The sequence below is a fragment of the Clostridium sp. AF29-8BH genome (assembly GCF_003478145.1).
Taxonomy (GTDB): domain Bacteria; phylum Bacillota; class Clostridia; order Lachnospirales; family Lachnospiraceae; genus Otoolea; species Otoolea fessa.
The window spans coordinates 1-22853 of sequence record NZ_QUEL01000006.1; the positions used below are offsets into that span (position 1 = coordinate 1).

17 protein-coding genes and 2 pseudogenes are annotated in these 22853 nt (G+C 45.0%); 7 read left to right on the top strand and 12 right to left on the bottom strand.

Annotated elements, in window-relative coordinates:
- The first annotated feature begins 280 nt into the window (after positions 1-280).
- From DWZ16_RS05610 to DWZ16_RS16630, 3 genes and pseudogenes are all read left to right on the top strand, one after another.
- Complete coding sequence (locus tag DWZ16_RS05610) at positions 281-601, top strand: AAA family ATPase (protein WP_107001446.1); 321 nt, start codon at positions 281-283, stop codon at positions 599-601.
- A 102-nt stretch (positions 602-703) separates the two neighbouring features.
- Positions 704-991 (top strand): hypothetical protein, encoded by a 288-nt coding sequence (locus DWZ16_RS05615; protein WP_107001445.1) that lies wholly within the window; start codon positions 704-706, stop codon positions 989-991.
- A gap of 66 nt (positions 992-1057) precedes the next feature.
- Positions 1058-1182: pseudogene (locus DWZ16_RS16630) on the top strand (hypothetical protein); the annotation flags it as partial.
- A 40-nt stretch (positions 1183-1222) separates the two neighbouring features.
- Here the strand turns inward: DWZ16_RS16630 and DWZ16_RS05620 are convergent.
- Both DWZ16_RS05620 and DWZ16_RS05625 read right to left on the bottom strand, forming a co-directional pair.
- A pseudogene (locus DWZ16_RS05620) lies at positions 1223-1437 on the bottom strand (type II toxin-antitoxin system YafQ family toxin); the annotation flags it as partial.
- A 75-nt stretch (positions 1438-1512) separates the two neighbouring features.
- Complete coding sequence (locus DWZ16_RS05625) at positions 1513-2841, bottom strand: RNA-binding domain-containing protein (RefSeq protein ID WP_118522442.1); 1329 nt, start codon at positions 2839-2841, stop codon at positions 1513-1515.
- A 212-nt stretch (positions 2842-3053) separates the two neighbouring features.
- On the opposite strand from DWZ16_RS05625, the gene DWZ16_RS05630 reads away from it, so the two are divergent.
- Both DWZ16_RS05630 and DWZ16_RS05635 read left to right on the top strand, forming a co-directional pair.
- Complete coding sequence (locus DWZ16_RS05630; RefSeq protein WP_118522443.1) at positions 3054-4598, top strand: glucan-binding protein; 1545 nt, start codon at positions 3054-3056, stop codon at positions 4596-4598.
- A 229-nt stretch (positions 4599-4827) separates the two neighbouring features.
- The gene (locus tag DWZ16_RS05635; protein ID WP_118468352.1) at positions 4828-6504 is read left to right on the top strand and encodes an AAA family ATPase; all 1677 of its coding nucleotides are present in this window, start codon (positions 4828-4830) and stop codon (positions 6502-6504) included.
- A 203-nt stretch (positions 6505-6707) separates the two neighbouring features.
- Here the strand turns inward: DWZ16_RS05635 and DWZ16_RS05640 are convergent, their stop codons facing one another.
- From DWZ16_RS05640 to DWZ16_RS16640, 3 genes are all read right to left on the bottom strand, one after another.
- Positions 6708-8234 carry an AAA family ATPase gene (locus tag DWZ16_RS05640; RefSeq protein ID WP_243015228.1) on the bottom strand — a complete coding sequence of 509 codons (1527 nt, stop codon included), beginning with the start codon at positions 8232-8234 and terminating at the stop codon, positions 6708-6710.
- Positions 8235-8639: 405 nt separating this feature from the next.
- A complete protein-coding gene (locus DWZ16_RS16635; RefSeq protein ID WP_412694293.1) occupies positions 8640-9560 on the bottom strand; it encodes a hypothetical protein in 921 nt (306 codons plus the stop codon).
- 113 nt (positions 9561-9673) lie between these two features.
- Positions 9674-10237: a hypothetical protein gene (locus DWZ16_RS16640; protein ID WP_412694294.1), complete on the bottom strand. Its 564-nt coding sequence runs from the start codon at positions 10235-10237 to the stop codon at positions 9674-9676.
- Positions 10238-10867: 630 nt separating this feature from the next.
- Between DWZ16_RS16640 and DWZ16_RS05650 the strand changes: the two genes are divergently transcribed.
- On the top strand, positions 10868-12655 hold the full coding sequence (locus DWZ16_RS05650; RefSeq protein WP_118468357.1) for a phosphotransferase: 1788 nt from the start codon (positions 10868-10870) through the stop codon (positions 12653-12655).
- Positions 12656-12978: 323 nt separating this feature from the next.
- Positions 12979-14349 carry an N-acetylmuramoyl-L-alanine amidase family protein gene (locus DWZ16_RS05655; RefSeq protein ID WP_118468359.1) on the top strand — a complete coding sequence of 457 codons (1371 nt, stop codon included), beginning with the start codon at positions 12979-12981 and terminating at the stop codon, positions 14347-14349.
- Positions 14350-14462: 113 nt separating this feature from the next.
- Here DWZ16_RS05655 and DWZ16_RS05660 read toward each other — a convergent pair whose 3' ends face one another.
- The 7 genes from DWZ16_RS05660 to DWZ16_RS05690 all read right to left on the bottom strand — a co-directional run bounded on the left by DWZ16_RS05660 (position 14463) and on the right by DWZ16_RS05690 (position 22850).
- Positions 14463-16580 carry a glutamine synthetase III gene (locus tag DWZ16_RS05660; protein WP_118468361.1) on the bottom strand — a complete coding sequence of 706 codons (2118 nt, stop codon included), beginning with the start codon at positions 16578-16580 and terminating at the stop codon, positions 14463-14465.
- A 103-nt stretch (positions 16581-16683) separates the two neighbouring features.
- Positions 16684-17547: a class II fructose-1,6-bisphosphate aldolase gene (gene fba / locus DWZ16_RS05665; RefSeq protein WP_022360285.1), complete on the bottom strand. Its 864-nt coding sequence runs from the start codon at positions 17545-17547 to the stop codon at positions 16684-16686.
- Between the two features lie 118 nt (positions 17548-17665).
- Positions 17666-19150: a threonine synthase gene (thrC, locus tag DWZ16_RS05670; protein ID WP_118481948.1), complete on the bottom strand. Its 1485-nt coding sequence runs from the start codon at positions 19148-19150 to the stop codon at positions 17666-17668.
- 188 nt (positions 19151-19338) lie between these two features.
- Complete coding sequence (locus DWZ16_RS05675) at positions 19339-20850, bottom strand: tetratricopeptide repeat protein (protein ID WP_243015227.1); 1512 nt, start codon at positions 20848-20850, stop codon at positions 19339-19341.
- Between the two features lie 37 nt (positions 20851-20887).
- Complete coding sequence (locus DWZ16_RS05680; protein WP_118481940.1) at positions 20888-21463, bottom strand: TPM domain-containing protein; 576 nt, start codon at positions 21461-21463, stop codon at positions 20888-20890.
- The gene (locus DWZ16_RS05685) at positions 21373-21768 is read right to left on the bottom strand and encodes a TPM domain-containing protein (protein WP_118481939.1); all 396 of its coding nucleotides are present in this window, start codon (positions 21766-21768) and stop codon (positions 21373-21375) included. Before DWZ16_RS05685 ends, DWZ16_RS05680 begins: the two co-directional genes overlap by 91 nt.
- A complete protein-coding gene (locus tag DWZ16_RS05690; RefSeq protein WP_118481938.1) occupies positions 21765-22850 on the bottom strand; it encodes a TFIIB-type zinc ribbon-containing protein in 1086 nt (361 codons plus the stop codon). Before DWZ16_RS05690 ends, DWZ16_RS05685 begins: the two co-directional genes overlap by 4 nt.
- Positions 22851-22853: the final 3 nt, after the last annotated feature.

Below are 22853 nucleotides of genomic sequence, written 5' to 3' on the forward strand. Positions count from 1 at the left end.
CCGACATCAATTCCGAGTACCAAAGTTTTTTCTGTAATAGCTTCAATTTTTGCGTTCTGTGTGTTAGACTTCATTGTAGATACCTCTCTGTATAATAAGATTTTTACTAACCTGCCAGTCAGTAGTCTTATTGTACTCTGAGGTATTTTCAATTTTCAACGTCTACGCTTTTTATTATACAGGAAGCTCCTTTTACTTTTTGAAATAATTTTCTCGAAATCCTAACTGCATTACCAGGTCATTATACTTCGGATATGGAAAAGTATCGGGAGGTGTTTTCATGTATCGAAAAATTACAATATTTTTAGAATACTGGAAAAACAGTAAACATCGCAAACCATTGATATTGCAGGGGGCCAGACAGGTAGGCAAAACCTATTCTGTTCTCGAATTTGGACGTACCCATTACGAAAATACTGTTTACTTTAATTTTGATACAAATCCAAAGCTTAAGCAGACATTTGATGAAGACATTAGTCCTGAATACTTGGTTCCGATTCTTTCTCATATATCCAGTCAGACGATTGTCCGCGAAACAACATTAATTGTATTTGATGAAAACAAGAAAATCGTGCCTCTGTATGCTGCTTTTTGTATATAAAATACTTTTTACAAAGATAACCAGAAATTTTATGTATTCTTCACAAAAGGAACACATCTTTGCGTTACACTAAAGCCATCAATTTTAAGGAGGCAATCGAGTATGACAGCTAATACAAAAACAACCTGGAGTGTCTGGGGAATCCTTTTTGGCATGGCGATTGTGCTGGGAATCGGAGTGGCATTTTTAGCATTTACTTTAACCAGAGATCCACAGATTCTGGCATTTTTATATGATAAAATCACAGTTCCGCAGAGCCTGCACTTCATTACCAATTTTAAATGGATTTTTAACCTGCTGGTTGTCTGCGTAACAGCAATTCCGGCCGCAGCCGTACTTTATGTAAGCGAGCGGGGATTCAGCCGCTGCGTGCAGCCAAAAGAAAAATAAAGACAGATAAACAAGAAGTGATATATGCTCTAAGTGACTTCTTAATCATGATATTTGTCATGGTTAGTGAAGAAATCACTTAGAGCATTTTTGTTTCAAGACGAACTTGAGATTGAGATCGCGGAACTGGAAAAGGCTGTTACCGGCTACGAGCAGAGCCAGAAATCAGCAGAGAAATTTATAGCCTTGATTGACAAGTATGAGAATTTTGACACGCTGACAAACACCATCCACAAGCAGCCAGTCGGGAGAATATGACATTCCCGATGACCTGCCCAATCGCCGGACAGGTCATGGTCGCGGTTCTTATCCGGCAGCGGCTCGCCCATTGCCAGCAATGCTACGACCTGCTCCAGCAGCTCGATCTTCAAGCCACGCTTTATGGCTCGTTTGTAGTCTTTTTTGAAACCGGTCGTGTATTTAACGGTATATTTGGTTTCTTTCATCTTTTCAGGTCAGCAAAGCTGAATCGGAATCCGAGCTTCCAGTTTGCACGTTTAAGTTCTGATTTAGCTAATCGCTTACTCTCCTGTATAATAAACATTTTTTCCAGAACCATTTATATGCAATTTTCCGGCACTGGATAATTCCTTTAAGATCCTATACGCTTTTGTTGTACCTATATTTAAAAGCGCTTCGGTTTCTTTTCTTGTTATTTTTTTATGCTCTGCTACATAGGAGAGAATTTCTTCTTTTTCAGAGGCAAGCGGCTGTCGATAAACTGCTACCAGACGTTTCCTTGGTTTTGACAGCTTTTGTATTCCTTCGTTTCTATTTGGAAGTGTAACACGGAAAACACCTTTTGCTGTTTCAAAAAAAGGCTTTTTTTCGTTATCTCTATAGGCTCGTTGAATTTTTCCAATTCCTGTACCATAACTTTCTATTAACATCATGCGATAAAAAATAGCTGCCAAATTAGGATTCCTTGGCTGCGATACACCCAGAAAAATAGAATTTAATTCCAGTCCGGAAACCAATCCTCCCAATGAGACAATTTCTATACGATCGTCATAAATATTTATAAGATTACTTCCACTAAACGAATAATCTCGATGAACAATACTATTTAAAAGAGCTTCTCTGATTGCCTCTTCTGGGTAATCTTTTTTGTCAATACGGATTAAACCCGAAAAACTGGCTTGCGTTTTATTGTTTAAATCAATAAACTGATAAACGTCTTCCAATTGTTTTAAAATAGAACCAGAAAATTCCTTTCTATCTCTGAAAACCGCTTTATCTGTTCCTTGAAAAAGAGCCACTTTTGTTGTTACTTCACATTGATCCGATAATAGCAATGCAAGATTTGTGTATAAATGATCATCACCTATCAGTTTTAATGTTTGCATCTGTGATCTTCCAAACGCAATTTTTCGTTTGTGCATCTCATTTTCAAAATACTCAAATGTCAAATCCTGATTCATGCTTCGGCTTGTTTCATAGGAACATCTGCCGCTTTGAATGATCATTTCCCGGATGCCCTCATCTGTCATGGGTTGTGAAGAACTTCCTTTTCGAACATATACACCACTGGGCTTTAGACCTTTTTCCCGAATATAATATGGACGATTCGTTCCTGTTGCAATATTAATTTCAACGACCGTTTTTCCGTCAATTTCCACAGTTTTTATATTGACAAAAGGCATAATATCAGGTGCGATAGAATCTTTTAAAGAACCTGCAACCTGAAGCATGATTGCATCTGGATCATCTACGCCAATAATTGCTCCATCTTTTCTAACACCAATCAAAATAGTACCTCCAGAAGCATTTGCAAAGGCAATTACTTCTTTTCGAATCTCAGGTACATATTCTTGCTTAAATTCCACCTCTTGATTCTCAAACGAAAGCATACTATTCACCTTTCTTTCTTTCTTTCTTTCTTTCTTTCTTTCTTTCTTCTATTGTATTTGGGAAAGAAAGAAAAGTCAACGAAAAAAAGAAACGAAAAATCGACAAATCCCACCTCCCGATACTTTTCTATATCCGAAGTATAATGACCTGGTAATGCAGTTAGGATTTCGAGAAAATTATTTCAAAAAGTAAAAAGGAGAGTGCATTAATTATGAGAAAGCAGACTAAATTAGTTGCAGTACTTTCTGCAGCAGCTTTACTCGCTATGGGTGCTTCCATGACTTCTTTCGCAGCTGGTTGGGAGAAAGATGACGCTGGTGTTTGGCACTACTATGACAGCGACGATGAGATGGTAACAGGCGAGTGGAAAAAAGACGGTGGTAAGTGGTTCTATCTGGATGATGACGGCAACATGCTGACAGATTCTTGGGTAGACGATGACTACTATGTAGCTGAAGATGGTCATATGCTGACTAACGAGTGGAAGAAGACCGTGTCCGATGACGATCAGGATGATCCGGACGAGGATGGCGAAAGCTGGTACTACTTCGGCAGCAAGGGTAAAAAGACCACTTCTGATGATAAAAAGATCAATGGCAAGACTTACTTCTTCGATGAAGATGGAAAAATGCAGTATGGTTGGTATGCTGATTCTAACAACAACGTATACTACTTAGGCGAAGAGGATGACGGTGCTAGAACCAACTCTTCTTGGCTGTGGTTAGCTGCTCCGGATTCCGAAGATGATGATGAGAAAGATGCAGCAGATGCCGTAAGCCATGATTCTCAGAATGATGATCCGTGTGATGAAGAAGGTTGGTACTGGTTCGGTAGCGACGGTAAGATGTACAAAGACGCTAAGCAGAAAAAGATCAACGGTAAATACTACTACTTCAACAATCATGGTCAGATGCTGTATGAGTGGATCAATGGTGTTAAAGCAAACGTGGCTTCCAATGCAAAACTGGATAGCGATTCCATCGAAGCTACCGCTTCTGAAGTACGTTACATGAACGTAGTTGAAGAGGGCTGGAGAGCTGATGGCTGGTATCAGATCGATGGTGCTGATGCACTTAAGGCAGGCGATGATACCGATTGGTATTACTTCAAAGACGGTAAGGCTAAGAAAGCTGATGACGGTGAGAAGAACAATACTGACTTAACTGATGACGGTGCTAAAGTATATACCAAGAAGATCAAGATCAATGGCAAGAACTTCTGCTTCAATGAAATTGGTCAGATGCAGACTGGTTTACAGATGATCGATAAGAAATTCTACTACTTCGACAATGATGGTTATATGAAGACCGGCAAGATTGCTAATGTTGAAGAAGAGGATGATAACTACACCTACTACTTCGAGACCAAGAATGGTAAGAATGGTCAGGGTTATACAGGTGAGAAATCCGGTTACCTTTACTGGAATGGCAAGAGACTGGAAGCAGATGATGATTACAGAATCTATGTTGTAGATAAGAAATACTATCTGGTAAACAACAAAGGTAAACTTCAGAAATCTACTTCTAAAGAGTATGATGTAGAAAATTTTGGTGATGACGTTAAGTTTACGTTCAGAAACACATACGAGATTGCCTCTTCTACTAAAGATGGTTCTGAGGGCACCTATAAGAACGCCGCTACATTACCGAAGATTGAGCTGTTCGACAATGCAATTTATCAGGATGCACTGGGCGTTACACACTACGAGAATACAGATGCTTACGAGGCAGCACAGAACGCTGTAGCTAATAAATAATCTATATCTCAAATAACATTTAAAGAAGAGCTGTTACACAAACGTGTGGCAGATCTGAATAAAATGAAAAGGGTTGTGCACTTATATGGTGTAACAACCCTTTTTTGTTAGGGCGATTCCCAGGGGACTTTTTTCTATCTGTTCAATCTCTTTCTCCACCTTGTTTCCCCCATCCTTTCATGATATGATAATAAAAACAGCCTGATTTTTCGAAAGGAGCGATGATTCTATGACGAATCTTAATATTCCGGTTGGCGTCTCGGATTTTTCTCAGATACGTGAAAATGAATATTACTATGTGGATAAAACGGGACTCATTTCGGAATTATTAAAGAAAAGCACAGCAAACGTCACGCTGATTACTCGCCCCAGACGATTTGGAAAGACGCTGGCTATGAGTATGCTGGAACATTTTTTCGATATTCGACATGATAACCATTCGTTATTTCAAGATTTGGAAATCAGTCATGAATCAGCTATTTGTCAAACATGGATGAATCAGCGTCCGACTCTTTTTATTACCTTTAAGGATGTAGATGGGATTACATTTGACAGTGCTTTTGATATGCTGAAATTTGTCATATCCCAGATATGCATCGAATACTCTTATTTGGAGCAAAGCGATGCCGTCAGCGATGCATATAAAGAGATTTTTAAACGACTAAAAAATCAGACTGCATCTGCAACAGATGTAAAGGGTTCTATCCTGATTTTGATGAAAATGATGCAGGCTTATTATGGGAAGACAGTTATTCTTTTGTTGGATGAATACGATGTTCCCGTTGCGAAAGCAAGCAGCAATGGGTATTATCAGGAAATGCTGGAAATCATGAAAGCAATGATGAGTACCTCATTAAAAGATAATTCCAGCCTCTGCTTTGCGGTTGTGACAGGATGCTTGAAAATTGCTAAAGAAAGTATCTTCACTGGAACCAATAATTTTGTTTCGGATACCATCACAGATTCTCGATTAAATGAATATTTTGGCTTTACACAAAACGATGTAAATCAGATTTTAAAGGAATCCAATACTGCCGAATATTCGGATGAAATTAAAGCCTGGTATGACGGTTATCATTTCGGATGCTTTGATGTATATTGCCCGTGGGATGTGATGAATTATCTTCGGGATCTTCAGCATAATCCTTCCATGAAGCCTGAGAGTTATTGGAAGAATACAAGCGATAATGCAATTATTCGCTCTTTCATTGATTATGCTGGAAGCAGTATCACAATGAAATTGGAAAAATTATTGTCCGGCGGATATATTTTCCAAAAGATTGAAGAAAATTTAACCTATGATTATCTTCATTCTTCCGAGGATAACTTATGGAGTATTTTATATTTAACCGGTTATCTGACGCGCGTTCGAGAGATGGATATTCAAGAAACTATTCCAGATGGAACAACCGCGTTGATGATTCCGAATAGGGAAATCAAAGATATTTTTGAGTCAACAATTATAAAATGGTTTAACGAATCAACGAAGCATTGGAACCGCACAGAATTATTTCATGCGGTATGGGATGGAAACAGCGACAGGATGACGGATGAGATGAATAAACTTTTAAGAAAAACCATCAGTTATCATGATTACCGAGAAGACTTTTACCATGCATTTCTGGCAGGTATTTTTACTGGTGCCGGTTATGTGGTGGAGTCGAATAAAGAGCATGGAGAAGGACGAAGCGATGTGATTGTCTACGACTCTGAAAATGGACAATTGGCCCTTTTTGAAGTGAAATATTCCAGCACGCTTGACCAGATGAAACAATCCTGCCAAAAAGCACTTGCCCAGATCGATGAAAAAATGTATGCAAAAGAATTTGAGGATTCCTATGATAAAATTTTGTGTTATGGAATTGCTTTTTTTAAGAAACGCTGCCTGGTATATTTGAAAGATTGAATTAGTAAACGGTACAACGTTCGACCTTGACAAAAAGAGGACTCCGCCACCTCAGACTTCTCTGAAGTGACGGAGTCCTCTTATATCAAGCTATCAGCTTAATGATTCAGATTTGAATTGGATGTCAAATCACATCGGCCGCAAAAAGAGGATTTCTCAATCAACATCTCTTTTTACTGCCGCCGTGACAAATAACTTGCTTTTCATTTTTTAAATTCTAAAATTTTACATTCATGTTTTCGCGTCTTTAAATCATAATTGATTCCAACCAGCAGCATATTTCCTGAATAATCTTCCAGATTCTGGAAATATTGTTTTTTTAATATCTGGTGAATTGCGCCTTCGGCCGATTTGTTCCATTTTAGTTCGACAATCAAAGCTGGCTTATCCGGAAATTCTTTTCGCGGTAAATAAACTATATCTGCAAATCCAGATCCCGATGGAAATTCACGATAAACCTGATAAAAGTTTCTGGCAGCGTAGAGTGCCAGTGATACAGTATAACTCAGTGCATTTTCATTATTATACTGTAAATGGGATGTTTCAAAATGAGCCTGTTCCATATAGACAGCTACTTTTTCTTCATCTTTTCTCCAGATAGCATTAAGTAAATCAGCTGAGTTTTTTAATGCTTTCGAGACCTCTCCCCATTGAGAAACCGAAACCGCATTTACAAACTCTCCACGGATTTCATTATTCGGAATAAAAACTGATTTATGGCTGAAATCGTATCCAAGATATCCCAGATGAATCAGCAAAGTCAGGACATCATCCTCGCTGTGAAATGTCGTCATATCATTGCTGAAACTACCTGTATTGACCGGTACCATTTCTCCGGCCATCATGCTGAGAACATCGTCTTTCAGCCCATCAAAATTCATGTCAATATATCCGCGCAGTGCCTCAAATGTTTCGGTCTGGTTCCAATAAGAATCGCAGATACCAGAAGTCATAGCAGCCACAACCGAACGCGGACTGTAAATAGAAGAGGCTTTTTCAAAGCGATATCCATCATACCATTCTTTGATTTCTGCCAAATCCATTTGATAATCTGAGCAGAGGCAGCGCACCTCATTTTCTGTGAAACCGACATATTGCGCCAGAACACCTGGATTTGCCATCGAGAATTCATCAAACATATTGAGCGCAGAATGGGTACCGTATTTTTTTATTGGCAATATTCCTGTCATATATGCCAGATGTATATGTGCCTTATCCTTTAGAAAATCACGAAGAAAATCCAGATATCGTTCCTGAGCCGCTTTATCTTCTGCGTATTCCCTAAAAATACAATCCCATTCATCAATGATTATAATAAATGGCTCATTTGTTTCAGCATAAATTTCCTTCATATTTTCCGTCAGATCTAATTCATCATAAAAATCAATCGTTGGATATTCACGGCGAATTTCTCTCATGAGTGAACGCCGGATCCGCTGAATCAATTCTTCTACATTAGAGCTTCGACTTAAAAATTCCTGGATATTTAAAAATATAGTTGTGTAAGTGTTTAAATATTTTTTATAATCTTTTGAACAGCTGATTTTTCGGTCTTTAAATAAAGTATCAGACTGACATCCCTTACTATAATAAGCAGCCAGCATATTGGCTGTAATGGATTTTCCAAATCTCCTTGGGCGGCTGACGCAGATATTTTTCTGGTTTGTTGCCAGCACACTGTTGGTATAAGAAATCAGCTCTGTTTTATCTACATAGATCTGAGAATGCACCGCTTCTGAAAAAGCTGCGTTTCCGGGATTTAAATATATACCATATGGCTCCCTCTCTTTTTAATAAAACTGCACGTTTATCACACATCATGATAATTTGTTGTTTTTATTATCATATCATGAAAGAATCAGTGAAACAAGACTTGGAAGATATGCTTAAACTCAAAATGATAGTACTGCAGAGAGTTTTGCATATTCTATTCTTTAACTGACAGAGGGCAAATGCAGTCATACAGACAGGCTTCATTTACATTGCGACCACATAAAAAACTCCGCCATCTCGAAACACTTCGAGGTATCGGAGCTCTTTTTACTAAAAAAGAAGCGGCATTCCAGGAAATATCCTGAAATACCGCTTCTCAATTATCCTAGGTCAAATGACTAATCGAATAAAATTCAGATTAATTATTTGTTTAATCCTAACCAACCTTCAACAGCCTTAGTACCAGCCAGATTTGTGTAGGTATAAATATCGTCATCATACAGCTGGATGAACGGTACAGATACGATCTGATCCTCTGTAACAACATCTTTACCAAACTGAGCTTCTGCATCAGCAATCAGATCCTCAGCTTTGATTGTCTTACCGCTAGCTAAAGTAACGGATACAACTTTCTTGCCGCTGATCTCTACTTTTACATCATCCTCAGCGATGCCCTTGTTCTCGATGTCATACTTCTTGGAGGTCTTCTGAACTTTACCCTTGGTATTGGTCAGATAGATATCTCCATCATAGTAGTACAGTCTGTAGTCATCATCTGCATCCAGTCTCTTACCGTTGAAGTACAGATAATCATCTTTCAGACCATTGTAGCCAAGACCATTCTTACCATTCTTGGTGTTGAAGTAGAATGTGTAATCATCATCGTCGTTCTCTACAGATGTTACGCGGCCAGTCTTCTGATAGCCGTTGGCATCGAAGTAGTAGAATCCGCCGTCAGCCTGGCAGTACTGTAAGCCATCCTGCATCTGACCTTTTTCGTTGAAGGAGAAGTATTTACCTTCAATTTTGATTCTCTGAACGTATACAGCTCCGTCATCATCGTAAGTAGCGAAGTCTTTGGAACCGCCATCAGCGTATTTAACTTCACCGTCATCGATGTAGTACCAGTCTGTATCACCATCAGCATCCAGATCCTCAGCGCCGTCGATCTGATACCAGCCGTTACCTCTGGAACCATCTTCAACTTCGTTGTAGTATCTCATTACGCTGGTTGTAGCTAATTCGCCCTTAGCAAGGTTACCATCAAGCTGTGCGTTGGAACCCTGTTCAACAGCCTTACCATCAATCCACTCGTACAGCATCTGACCGTGCTCGTTGAACATATAGTATTTGCCGTTGATTTTCTTCTTGCCTGTGTCATGATATGCTTTACCAGAAGACTGGAACCAGTACCAACCCTCATCATCACAGTTGTCATCTTCAGAACAATCAAGAACTACTTCCAGATCATCATCATCATCCAGATCGTTCTCATTGTTACCGGATTTCTCAAGCCACAGCCACTGAGACTCAGCTCTCCAACCTCGTCCTCAGTACCTAAGTAGTATGCGTTGCCGTCTTCCTCGTGCCAGCCATACTGCATCTCACCATCTTCGTTGAAGTAGTAGGTCTTGCCATTGATCTTCTTATCTGTATCGGTAACTTTTTTACCTTTGTTGTTGAAGTAGTACCAATGCTCGCCGCCGTCTTCCGGATCATCTTCATCCTCATCAGCCATGGTCTTTTTCCACTCGTTGGTCAGCATATGACCATCTTCAGCTACATAGTAGTCATCATCTACCCATGTATCTGTCTCCATCTCACCATCTTCGTCAAGATGGAACCATTTACCGCCATCTTTCTTCCACTCATCGGTTACCATCTCATCATCGCTGTCATAGTAGTGCCAAACTCCAGCGTCATCTTTCTCCCAACCAGCTGCGAAAGAAGTCATGGAAGCACCCATAGCGAGTAAAGCTGCTGCAGAAAGTACTGCAACTAATTTAGTCTGCTTTCTCATAATTAATGCACTCTCCTTTTTACTTTTTGAAATATTTTTCTCGAAATCCTAACTGCATTACCAGGTCATTATACTTCGGATATGGAAAATTATCAATAGTTTTTTTACAGAATTTCCAACTTTTTATTTTGAAGTGGAATATTGTCTGTATTTCCTATGTTTCTCTTCCCTGTGAAGTACTGCCTTTCTCCGATACACCCACATTATAATACACGTTTTTCCAAAATACCATAACATTTATCTGTGCATTTTCTTACGGATTTTTTACGAAAATTCTTTATAGTTTCGTAATTGTATTTATATTTGTACAATCATGTTTTAACCGCCAAAATGCCTATATTTCCAGTATTTTTTACGTTTCTTATTTCCCACAGACCACCTTATCAAGCCTTTCGTCACTGTTCACGCATACGTGCCCAGTAACAGTCTTTATTCTTCCCCCCGCAGCATTGCTTTTTCCGTTTACTTTCTCTGTGTTTATGCTATAATGTTCATATATCACTTTTAATTTTATTTTTTGAACACACAACAGCTAGAACCTATTTTCACTCTTATCCATCTATAATGATGACGAAATACGTGAATATATAAGAGAAAAATAAAAGAATTTAATAATTCAGGAGGTTTTATATGGATCGCTATGGACTGATCTGCCGGAGTTTCTATGAGAATCCGGATGTGACCCAGCGGGAGCTTGCTTCGATTTTGAATCTTTCCCTGGGGACTGTGAATAAATTGCTTGGGGACTGCCTGGAGGAGGCATTTCTCATGACGGATATGGATACGGGGAAATATCTGCTGACCGAACAGGGGCTTAAGTATCTGGAACAATTTAAAGTGGATGGCGCCGTCATTACCGCCGCCGGGTTTGGCTCTCGGTTTGTGCCGCTGACGTTTGAAACGCCAAAAGGGCTTCTGGAAGTGTTTGGCGAGCGGATGATTGAGCGCCAGATCAAGCAGCTCCATGAAGCGGGGATCACGGATATCACAATTATCGTCGGTTATTTAAAGGAAAAGTTTGAATATCTGATCGACAAATATCAGGTCAAACTCCTCTATAACCCGGAGTACGCCACCAAAAATAATCTGGCTACGATCTACCATGCCCGCGAGCTGTTCCGCGGCCGCAATATGTATCTGCTTGTCTCGGACAACTGGATTCGGAACAATATGTACCATAAATATGAGTGCGGCGCATGGTACTCTTCTGTTTATATGGATGGTGAAACGTCGGAATGGTGTCTTTCTTCTAATAAAAAGGGACGTATCACATCGGTGCAGGTCGGTGGGCATGATTCCTGGGTCATGTATGGACCTGCGTTCCTCTCGCGTGATTTTTCCAACCAGCTCATTCCGCTCATTGAGGAAGCCTATCATCAGCCTGGCACAGAACAATGGTACTGGGAACAGGTTGTCGTCGATCATATCAAAGAACTGGATTTTTCGATGAACTGCCAGCCGGCGGATCAGGTCTATGAGTTTGAAAACCTGGAAGAACTGCGCCTGTTTGATCCGAAATATCAGAATCATTCGGACAATGCCGCCATGCAGCTGGTCGCACACGTTTTCAATGTAAAAGAGGAAGCGATACACAACATCCGCTGTCTCAAATCTGGTATGACAAACCAGTCGTTCCTGTTTGAACTGGATGGAAAACATTATATCTGCCGCATTCCGGGTCCGGGAACAGAATTTCTGATTAACCGGAAAGAGGAGGAGGCTGTTTACAAGGCGGTCACACCGCTTGGCATTACCGAACATATTTTGTATTTTGACGGAAAAACCGGCTACAAGATCGCCCAGTATTATGAGGGCGCTCGGAATGCGGATGCAAAGAATCCGCAGGAGATGGCCGCCTGCATGGAGATGCTGCGGAAGCTGCATCATTCCGGCGTGACGGTTCCGCACACGTTCCGCATTCGGGAACGGATTGATTTTTATGAAAGGATCTGCCGCGGACATGAGGAAATGCTGTTCGAGGACTACCCGGCGGTCCGCGCCCGGATGAATGAACTGATGGATCGGCTGGATACACTGAAACGTCCTTGCTGCCTCTCCCATATTGATTCGGTTGCAGACAATTTCCTGTTTCTGCCGGACGGCTCCCTGCGTCTGATCGACTGGGAGTATGCAGGCATGTGCGATCCGCTCATTGATATTGCGATGTGCAGTATTTATTCATATTATTCACAGGAAGAGCTTGACCACCTTCTGGAAGAATACCTCCAGCACGCCCCATCAGACGAGGAACGCTTTGTCACGTATGCCTATGCGGCGCTCGGCGGTTTCCTGTGGGCGCTCTGGGCGGTCTTCAAGAGTATGGAAGGGCGCGAATTTGGCGATTACACGATCGTGATGTACCGGTATGCGAAAAATTATTATCGAAAAATTGTTTCCGAGGACTTGTTAAAATTGTAATATTTCCGTTAGGTATTTTACATTTTTCTATGTTATACTTATAAAGTAATTTGATATGATACCAGGGTCAAAAGGTCAGAAGTTCGACGCAAGCTTGCTTGCAGGAGAATTTTTGACCTTGGGACCCGCCAAAAACATGAGTAAGTAGCCATTTTTCAAAGAAAAATGAGCGAATTACGAATGTTTTTGAAGATTGCGGGAGCATATAGTGCGGAGCATCTGGTATCAGAGGGGTCAAAATGCCTTTTGACCCCAACATCTTTGATATTAATTTCTACTGTAATCATAGATAACGATAAATCACATTGCAAGGGGGATACGCGATGCGGAAAAGATATGCAAAGCTGCTTGGGCTTGCCTGCCTGATCGGTGCCATGGGGCTGCTTCCTTCTTCCCAGAGCCGTGCGGCTGGATGGCTGAAGGACGGAAACTACTGGTACTACATGACCGACGACGGTCAGAAGCATACCGGATGGGTACATATCGGAGAGAAATATTATTATATGGATGAATCGACCGGCAAAATGGTGACTGGATGGCGTCAGGATTCATCCACTTCCGCCTGGTATTATTTCAACCAGAGCGGCGAGATGATGACTAAATGGCAGAAAATCAACAACTACTGGTACTATTTTAACCAGTACGGTGTGATGCAGAAGGGCTGGCTCCAGCTTGATACGGTCTGGTATTATCTGGGCGATGATGGACGGATGTTTACCAACTGGCAGAAGATGGATAACGGCACCTGGTACTATTTCGGCACGGACGGGGCGATGCGGACTGGCTGGCAGAAGGTAAACAGCACCTGGTATTATCTCGACGAAAATGGAAAAATGCTGACCGGTTGGCAGCTTATTAAAAATGAATACTACTATCTCCATGATGGCAAGATGCTGACTGGCTGGCTCAATGACAGCAACGGAAACACCTACTACATGGACAAGACAGACGGCAATATGAGCCGCGGCTGGAAGCAGATCGACGGCACCTGGTACTATTTCAATGAGTACGGACACCGTCAGAAAGGCTGGATTAAGGTATCCGGCACCTACTATTATCTGGATGAGAACGGTAAGATGGCTTCGAACACAACCCGGACGATTGATTCGGTGAAATACACCTTTGCCAAGAGCGGTGCGTGCCAGAATCCACCGTCCAGTCTCTCCGGCATGAGCGACAGCTATTTTGACCCAAGTGCTTCACAGGGAACAGGGACTTCGTCTGGCAGTTCTTCTTCAAGCAGCACTTCGGGGCCAAGCGGAACGGCTTCGAACAATTCCAATTCAGGGACCTCCAGTTCAGGTAACACCAACAATTCGAATAGTTCCGATCCTTCGACCAGTTTTACTGCACCGGGAAGTTCCAACAGCTCCAGCTCGTCAAATGCTTCTTCGTCGGGCACAACCGTTCCGATTCCTGGAAGCGGCTACAGCAGCTCCACTTCCACGCCGGGCGGGACTTCCAGTTCGTCAGGCTCTTCGAATAACCAGACAAGCAGCAGTTCCACCAGCGATACCGGCAATGTACCAAGCCGCATCTACAGCAACGGCACGTCTTACACCGCACCGACGACATCGAACTCCAGCTCGTCAGGCTCTTCGTCAAATTCGTCCGATAAACGGATTAACGGATTTACCTCCAATCAGGGCGATACGATTCAGGAGGGACAGACGCAGGGTCCTGGACGGAAATAAACCGTATTTGCAAAATATATAAGTGTTGTTAAAAAAAGATTTTGACCAACGATTCATAGCTTATATCGATGGTCAAAATCTTTTTAATTAAAATCATACCTTCTAAAAGCTGCCTACACCTCAAACACCAAATCCCCATAACTCGGAAATGGCCATAATTCTTTATCTACCAGCATTTCCAGTTCGTCTGCCGGTTTACGGAGAGCTACCATCGCCGGGCACACCTCATGCAGATAGGCGAATGCTTTTTCTTTGTTATCCTTGATCGCAGATGCCTTTGCCAGGATATCTTTGAGTGCCGCCAATGCCACCTTCATCTCTGAAAGTTTATCAGAGGTCTCTAAAAGCAGTTCTTTCTGGACACTGACATCGGCCTCCTCACAGGCAGTCCGGACGGCTGTCAGGGAGGAAGCAAGCTGAGTCGTATATTTGACAACCGCCGGGATGATCTGCTTGCTCGCCATGTCGATCATCGTCTTTGCCTCGATGTTGACGGTCTTGGAATATGCCTCATACTCAATCTCGGCGCGGGATTCCAGCTCGGTCCGGGTGTACACGCCAAATTCTTCAAAGAGCTTGATCGCTTTCTCGGTCCGGATTGCCTCGACAGAATCGATACCCGCTTTCAGGTTCGGGAGTCCACGGCGCTCTGCCTCTTTAACCCATTCCTCAGAATAACCATTTCCGCTGAAAATGATACGGCGGTGCTCTGCAAACAGACGCTTGATGATATCATGGACTGCGCTGTCAAAATCATCGCTGTTTTCCAATTCGTCCGCAGCCTCTTTAAACGCTTCTGCCACGATCGTGTTGAGCACGACGTTCGGGGATGAAACAGAATCCGAAGAACCAACCATACGGAACTCGAATTTGTTACCGGTAAACGCAAACGGTGAAGTACGGTTGCGGTCGGTTGCATCCTTGACGAAATCCGGAAGTGTCGCTACTCCCGTCTGAAGTACCTCGCCTTTCTTAGAATGTGCGGCTTCGCCCGTGCTGCACAGCTGATCGATAACATCCTCCAGCTGCTCGCCCAGGAAAATAGAGATGATCGCTGGCGGCGCCTCTGCCGCACCCAGACGATGATCGTTGCCCGGAATCGCGGTGGACTCGCGCAGCAGATCCGCGTGTCTGTCAACTGCTTTCATGATGCACGCCAGAACCAGAAGGAACTGTACATTTTCGTGCGGCGTCTCGCCCGGATTCATCATGTTGATGCCGTCGTCGCTCGTCAGGGACCAGTTGTTGTGCTTACCGGAACCATTGATTCCGTCAAATGGTTTCTCATGCAGCAGACAGGTCAGACCGTGATGTCCTGCGACACGCTTCATCGCCTCCATGACCATCTGGTTGTGATCGACTGCCAGATTGACCTGACAATAGGTTGGCGCTAATTCATGCTGTGCTGGTGCAACTTCGTTGTGCTGTGTCTTTGCACTGACCCCCAGACGCCACAATGTCTCATTTAACTCTTTCATGAACGCACCGACTCTCGGACGGATGCTTCCAAAATAGTGATCATCCATCTCCTGCCCTTTCGGCGGCATCGCGCCAAACAGGGTACGACCGGTGTAGATCAGGTCTTTTCTCTGTAAATATTTGTTCTTATCAACCAGAAAATACTCCTGCTCCGGTCCCACATACGGAATCACACGGTGGGAAGTCGTATTTCCAAACAGGCGGAGAATCCGGAGTGCCTGCTCGTTGATTGCCTGCATGGAACGCAGCAGCGGCGTCTTCTTATCCAGTGCTTCGCCGCGGTACGAACAGAATGCAGTCGGTATGTAGAGTGTCACGCCCAGCGTATCTTCCCGCAGAAATGCCGGGGAAGTACAATCCCAGGTTGTATAGCCGCGTGCCTCAAAGGTGGAACGAAGTCCGCCCGACGGAAACGAGGATGCATCCGGCTCGCCCTTAATCAGCTCTTTACCGGAAAACTCCATGATAACGCGTCCGTTGGAATCCGGTACGGAGATAAACGCATCATGTTTTTCTGCCGTGATGCCGGTCAGCGGCTGGAACCAATGGGAATAATGCGTCGCACCGCGCTCGATCGCCCAGTCTTTCATCGCGTGTGCGACAACATCTGCGATGGACGGATCCAGCTCAGCTCCGTCTTCAATGGTTTTCTTCAGTTTTTTGTAAACACTTTTCGGAAGGCGTTCCTGCATCGCCTTGTCATTAAACACATTTTTTCCGAAAATTTCCGGTACATTGATAATCTCGCTCATTCAATCCCTCACATTAATATGAAAACAGACCGGACCGCCGGTATGTATATCCGCGTTGCGAAATGTACATTCCTGCAGTCCGGTCATGAACCTTACTTATTCATCAGGCTTTTCCGATAGAACCGAACAGTTCCATCTTTGTCTTAACCGTCTCTTTGATCGCCTCAAAACCAGGTGCAAGAAGTTTACGCGGGTCAAATCCTTTGCCCTGCTGATCCTTACCAGCCTCGATATACTGGCGGGTTGCCTCTGCAAATGCCAGCTGGCACTCAGTATTTACATTAATCTTCGCTACACCTAAAGAAATGGCTTTCTTGATCATATCTTCCGGAATACCGGTACCACCGTGAAGAACCAGCGGCATATCGCCTACTTTTTCTTTTACGGCTGCCAGCGTCTCAAAGCTTAAGCCTGGCCAGTTTGCCGGATATTTGCCGTGGATATTGCCGATACCTGCTGCCAGCATATCAACTCCGAGGTCTGCAATCGCCTTGCACTCGTTCGGATCTGCACATTCGCCCATACCGATCACGCCGTCTTCCTCGCCGCCGATGGAACCAACCTCAGCCTCCAGGGAAATACCTTTCTCCGCGCAGACTTTGACTAATTCTTTGGTTTTCTCTACGTTCTCGGCGATCGGATAATGGGAGCCGTCAAACATGATGGAAGAAAATCCAGCATCGATACATTTGTAGCAGCCCTCGTAGGTGCCGTGATCCAGATGCAGCGCAACCGGAACCGTGATGTTCAGCTCTTCGATCATCGCTTTTACCATCGCAGATACTGTCTTAAAGCCAGTCATATACTTGCCTGCGCCCTCAGAAACACCTAAGATAACCGGTGAGTTCTGCTCCTGTGCCGTCAGTAAAATCGCTTTGGTCCATTCAAGATTGTTGATGTTGAACTGACCAACCGCATATTTGCCATCTCTTGCCTTCTGAAGCATTTCCTTCGCACTAACTAACATATACAAACCTCCTCGTTGTCTCTTTTTGATCTAACCAGAGTCTATTATATACCATAATTCAGTATTTGCCTAGCCTGTCAAAAAAATAACAGGCAATTATTTTAATATTTTGTAACTTTTACTGTAAAATCTCCGAAACGGTTTTCTCCATCTCCTCCGGCTTGCACTGGCGGTTGTGACGGATCTCTGCCTTGCGGATCTCCTCGATCGCCTGCGGGATCTTCACGCCGGATGCTTTCTCCATCTCGTCGATAAGCTCGAACTCGCCCTTGCCTTCTTCGCTGCCGAAGATTGCCTCCATGACGCTGCGGGAGAATTTATATGGGCTTGCCGTCGATGCGATAACTGTCTTCTTGGTATCGCCTGTCTCCTTCACATAGTTATGGTATACGCAGGATGCAACGCCGGTATGCGTATCGATCATATAACCGGTCTCATCATAGAGACGCTTGATCTCGGCTGCATTTGCCGCCTGATCAGCATAACCGCCGACAAAATCTGCCATGCGCGCACGCATCTCGTCGGTAACCGAATATTTGCCATCTTTCGAAAGCTCTTCCATGCGTTTCTTGGTCTCCTCCGCATCGCAGCCGGTGGAGAGATAAATCAGACGTTCCAGGTTGCTGGAAATCAGAATATCCATCGACGGGGAAGAGGTCAGGATGAATGGACGGTTCTTGTCATATACGCCTGTCTTAAAGAAGTCGTACAGAACTTTATTGTCATTGGACGCGCAGATCAGCTTGTCGATCGGCACACCCATCTGTTTTGCAAAATAAGCCGCTAAGATATTGCCGAAGTTTCCGGTCGGAACGGTTACATTGATCTTCTCACCGTTCTCGATCTCGCCGTTTTCAAGCAATTTTGCATACGCATATACATAGTATACAACCTGTGGTACGAGACGACCGATGTTGATGGAGTTTGCGGAAGAGAGCTGATAGCCTCTGCCTGCTAATTCTTTGGCAAATTCTTTGTCACCAAAGATTTTCTTGACACCGCTCTGTGCATCATCAAAGTTTCCGGAAATACCGACAACGCTTGTGTTCGCGCCCTTCTGGGTCAGCATCTGCAGCTCCTGCACACGGCTGACGCCGTCCTTCGGGTAAAATACGATAATTCTGGTTCCCTCAACGTCTGCAAAACCAGCCATCGCTGCCTTTCCGGTATCGCCGGAGGTTGCGGTCAGGATCACGATCGTGTTCTCCGCATGGTTCTTCTTCGCCGATACGGTCATCAGATGCGGCAGGATCGAGAGCGCCATATCCTTGAAGGCAATCGTGCTTCCGTGGAACAGCTCCAGATAATATGCTCCGTCTGCTTTGACAAGCGGCGCAATCTCTTCCGTATCAAACTTACTGTCGTAAGCGCGCTCGATACAGGTTTTCAGCTCTTCCTCTGTGAAATCAGTCAGGAACTGCTTCATAACTGCATAAGCTACTTCCTGATATGTTTTATGGGATAATTCTTCCAGGCTGCAATCTAACGCCGGGATATGATCCGGCATGAACAGGCCGCCGTCTGCTGCCAGTCCCTTTAAGATCGCCATCGAAGCCGTTACGTTGTTTTCACCGCCACGGGTACTGCTGTAATTGATTGCCATGATTTTCATCCTCTCTTTTTATCTTTCCCCGTCGTCCCCATCTTTGCAAAGGATGCCGGAGTCAAACTTTCTGCCATGTAAGTGTTCTGTGTGGTTTTGCAGTTCTCCCGCAAAGTTACGGACCCCCCTGCTCACTTTAGTTAAAAATTCTATCATACTTTATGGCACAGCGCAAGAAAAATTCCCCCTTAATACGTGATCTTCCAGCGCCCAAACAATCCCTTCTTAAAATGGGAAAACCGCCGTGAAGCACTCTCATTTCCCATCTCGATCGCCTTCTGGTAGCACTGTGCCGCCCGCTCGAGATCTTCCGGGGATTCATTTTTCCGTTCGTAGATAAATCCAAGCTCATAGAGTGCATATCCGTCACATTCCGTCTGTGCCGCCCGCTCAAAAAGCTCCTTCGCCTTATTTTCATCGGCGGTGCAGCCTTCTCCCTTCATATAGAGATAGCCTAACTTGGATGCAGACTGCAGGCTTCCGGCTTCTTCGCACCGGTTCAGCCACTCAAATGCTTTTGCATAATCGCGGTCTACTCCCTCTTCGCCCTGGAAATACAGGCATCCAAGAATCTCCATGCACTCTGGATTTCCCTGCGAAGCGCCTTTTTCGTACCAGGAAACCGCCTGCTTCATATCAATCTCGCCGTTCAGACCATCCCGATAGATATTTCCAAGCGCCAGACTTGCCTGTCCGTCCGTCTCGATCCCAGCTGCCTCCCGCAGAAGTTTTTCTGCCCGGACGGTGTCCTGCTCGTCGGACGGGCGCAGATACAGGCGGGCTAACGGAAGCGCCGCCTCTTTGATGCCTGCCGCATATGCTTTTCCATACCAGTAAAACGCTTTTTCATCATCGCGCTCCACCAGTTCATCCTGATAGAACAGATTTCCAAGTTCTTCAAAGCTCTCCGCCTCGTTCCGCGCCGCGGCTCCTTCCAGCGCCTGGACGGCCGCCTGGATATCGCGCTCTGTGCCCTGTCCGTTTAAGTACATCTGTCCCAGATACAGCATGGCGCGGGAAGACCCCTGCTTTGCCGCCGCATAGTCATATTGGAATGCAACTTCCCAGTCTTCTTCCTGGCGATAATGTTCCCCCATCTGGAAGAGTCCCCAGACCTCCCCGCTGGCGGCGCACTGATTCGCCCAGCGAAGTGCCTCTTTTTCATCTTTTTCCCGGTATGTACCATTCTGGCAGCATTTTCCCATCTTAACCATCGCCGGGATAATGCCGCCGTCCGCCGCCCGTTCGTACCAGAAGAGGCACTGCTCACGGGCGCTCTCAGTCTGCGGCATATAATCGGCCAGATCTTCCCACTCAACTGCCTCGCCCATCTGCCACGCGGCATAGACATCGCCCATCTCAGCGGCATCCCGCACCTGACGGTAACTTTCCTCGATGGAATAACGTGCCGACTGCTTCATCTGTTCGTCATACTGACCGGCGCGCAGCGCTCCTAACACTGCCCGGGCACTTCCCGCCGAAGCCCCCCGCAGGTAACATTCATACGCTTTTTTCTCATTGAACCCGACAGCCCCGTCCCCCCAGCTGTAACAGTGTCCTAAAAAGAACCATGCTTCTGCATCGCCCGCATATGCCGCCTCTTCCAGCCAGGTAACTCCCTGGGCGTACATCGCATCGTTACACTGTTTCCAGATCTGGTCTGCACCTTTCTCACATAAGCCTGTCATCAGGATTGTCATATATCATTCATCCGCCTTCCACACGAAATTGTATCAATTAAAACTTTCTGCCTCCGCCGCCGTGCATCCTTCCGCTGCTGCCCTGATGTATGGTCGTCCTTCCAGCCGAACCGCCCGAAGCGCCCGGACCCGGATTTTTTGGAATCCGTCTGGTCACTACCGACCGGTTTACAAACTGCTCCTCATTTTGGACAAAATGCAGCGCACTGTCCGCTCGGTATGCCATATGGAAACCCAGCGACTGGCGGTGTTCTTTCTGCATCTTATACTGGCGCATCACCGAAAAGCACGGGAGTGCCGCCACGATCGCTGCCGCAACCGCCGCAAACAGCGCCTCATACCATTCCAGGGAATGTTTTTTCTCCTCGCGCACCTGCGTATATTGTCCCGCCGGAACGCCCATCTCCAGATAATTTTCGATGCTGTCGATCGCCCCCAGAGCGCCTTCCGCATAGTTTCCATCCGCCACGCTGTCATATGCCGCATCCAGCACCTTCTCTACCCGCGCATCCGTCAGCACCTTCATCGCATACCCGGTGGTAGAAACGTATATCTCCCGGTTGTCCATATCGATCGAAAGCAGAATACCACTCGCATCGTCCCCGACGCCCAGTCCGTGGGTGTCGTAAAATCATCGGCATAGCTTTCCGCCGATTCTCCCTGTGCGTCCTCGACTGTCAGTACCGCCAGATCGGCATCCTGTGAATCACGCACCTCATCGATCCGTGTCTCCAGCTCCTGCACTTCTTCCGCGCTGAACAGTCCCGCCTCGTCGAAGACGCGCGTGCCTTCCGCCGCCCATATAGGGCTGACCTGTGAAAATGAAATAAATGCTGCAACGGAGAAGCATATAAAATCTTTCAGCCGTCCATATTTCTTCTTTTTCTGTGTGACTCCCGCATTTTGATTCTCTATCATATCAGGTATCCTCCCAGCAGCAAAAGTACAAACACAGGAATGAAAATCGTCAAAAACAGGCGCACCAGTTTTTTCGAATCAACCGGCAGGACGCCGCAGACCTTTCCATTTTCCCCATTCATCGCAAAATAGTACATCTGACCGCTCTTCGGATCCGGGTAGGTCATCATCCACACTGGAAGCATGGCATAGTTCCATTTTTCCCCCGTGATGGTCTCCCGGTGGTTCCGGATATCCACATGATCGTAGCCGGAGACGCTATTTTGCAGAGATTCTCTCGTATACTGCTTGATCTCCTGCTCAATCTCCTGTGTAAATTCTTCCTTTTCCCGGTCGCGCCGCTCCGCTCTAAATCCCAGAAAATAGCCTGCCTGAAACGGGCGCAGCTTCTTCATATCAAACGGAAGCACGGTCTCGGCAAGGCTGCGGTCCGCCTGCTTTAACGCGTTGCGCGCCACATCCTTGATGGGAAGCTCCGCCTTTTTCTCCAGATGGTAACGGCTCGTCTCGATATACTCGATCTCCCCCGCCACCGTCACGCGTTTCCGCAGCGCCTCCGCCTGCATCTCACCGGATACCTGGCAGCTATACATCCAATATGGATAATAAATTCCTTCCAGATACTCCATCTGACGCGGCGAGTAGAAATCATCCGGCACATACTTTTTCTTCTGAATCCAGTTTTTAAAGATTTCTTTTGCCTTTTTCTTGTCGATCTCAAACGGAATCAGACCGTCCGGGCGGTATTTACCGTCCAGACTTCCCGAAAGAACCACCGGATTGTGACAGTAACAGCAGTACGTGGATGCTGTCGTCTCCTGTGCCACAATCTCCGCGCCGCAGCTCGGGCAGGTATAGAGAACCATCTTAGACTCCGCCTGCTTCTGGCTCTCTATCTTTTCCGCTTCCGGCATTCCACCCGGCTTCGAAGCTTCCTCTGACTTTCTGGCTGCCTCTTCCATCTCTTTCAACGTCTCTTCCGTAAACGCTGAGAGGCAGTATTCACATTTAAATTTCTGCGTCTTCGGATCAAACACCAGTCCGCCGCCGCAGTTTGGACACTTATATGATTGTATCTCCATACG

Excerpts from the sequence above, each read along its gene's own strand:
- DWZ16_RS05610 (WP_107001446.1), top strand. The coding sequence starts at position 281 with ATGTATCGAAAAATTACAATATTTTTAGAATACTGGAAAAACAGTAAA.
- DWZ16_RS05615 (WP_107001445.1), top strand. The coding sequence starts at position 704 with ATGACAGCTAATACAAAAACAACCTGGAGTGTCTGGGGAATCCTTTTT.
- DWZ16_RS05625 (WP_118522442.1), bottom strand. The coding sequence starts at position 2,841 with ATGCTTTCGTTTGAGAATCAAGAGGTGGAATTTAAGCAAGAATATGTA.
- DWZ16_RS05630 (WP_118522443.1), top strand. The coding sequence starts at position 3,054 with ATGAGAAAGCAGACTAAATTAGTTGCAGTACTTTCTGCAGCAGCTTTA.
- DWZ16_RS05635 (WP_118468352.1), top strand. The coding sequence starts at position 4,828 with ATGACGAATCTTAATATTCCGGTTGGCGTCTCGGATTTTTCTCAGATA.
- DWZ16_RS16635 (WP_412694293.1), bottom strand. The coding sequence starts at position 9,560 with ATGTTCAACGAGCACGGTCAGATGCTGTACGAGTGGATTGATGGTAAG.
- DWZ16_RS16640 (WP_412694294.1), bottom strand. The coding sequence starts at position 10,237 with ATGAGAAAGCAGACTAAATTAGTTGCAGTACTTTCTGCAGCAGCTTTA.
- DWZ16_RS05650 (WP_118468357.1), top strand. The coding sequence starts at position 10,868 with ATGGATCGCTATGGACTGATCTGCCGGAGTTTCTATGAGAATCCGGAT.
- DWZ16_RS05655 (WP_118468359.1), top strand. The coding sequence starts at position 12,979 with ATGCGGAAAAGATATGCAAAGCTGCTTGGGCTTGCCTGCCTGATCGGT.
- DWZ16_RS05660 (WP_118468361.1), bottom strand. The coding sequence starts at position 16,580 with ATGAGCGAGATTATCAATGTACCGGAAATTTTCGGAAAAAATGTGTTT.
- fba (WP_022360285.1), bottom strand. The coding sequence starts at position 17,547 with ATGTTAGTTAGTGCGAAGGAAATGCTTCAGAAGGCAAGAGATGGCAAA.
- thrC (WP_118481948.1), bottom strand. The coding sequence starts at position 19,150 with ATGGCAATCAATTACAGCAGTACCCGTGGCGGTGAAAACAACGTAACG.
- DWZ16_RS05675 (WP_243015227.1), bottom strand. The coding sequence starts at position 20,850 with ATGACAATCCTGATGACAGGCTTATGTGAGAAAGGTGCAGACCAGATC.
- DWZ16_RS05685 (WP_118481939.1), bottom strand. The coding sequence starts at position 21,768 with ATGATAGAGAATCAAAATGCGGGAGTCACACAGAAAAAGAAGAAATAT.
- DWZ16_RS05690 (WP_118481938.1), bottom strand. The coding sequence starts at position 22,850 with ATGGAGATACAATCATATAAGTGTCCAAACTGCGGCGGCGGACTGGTG.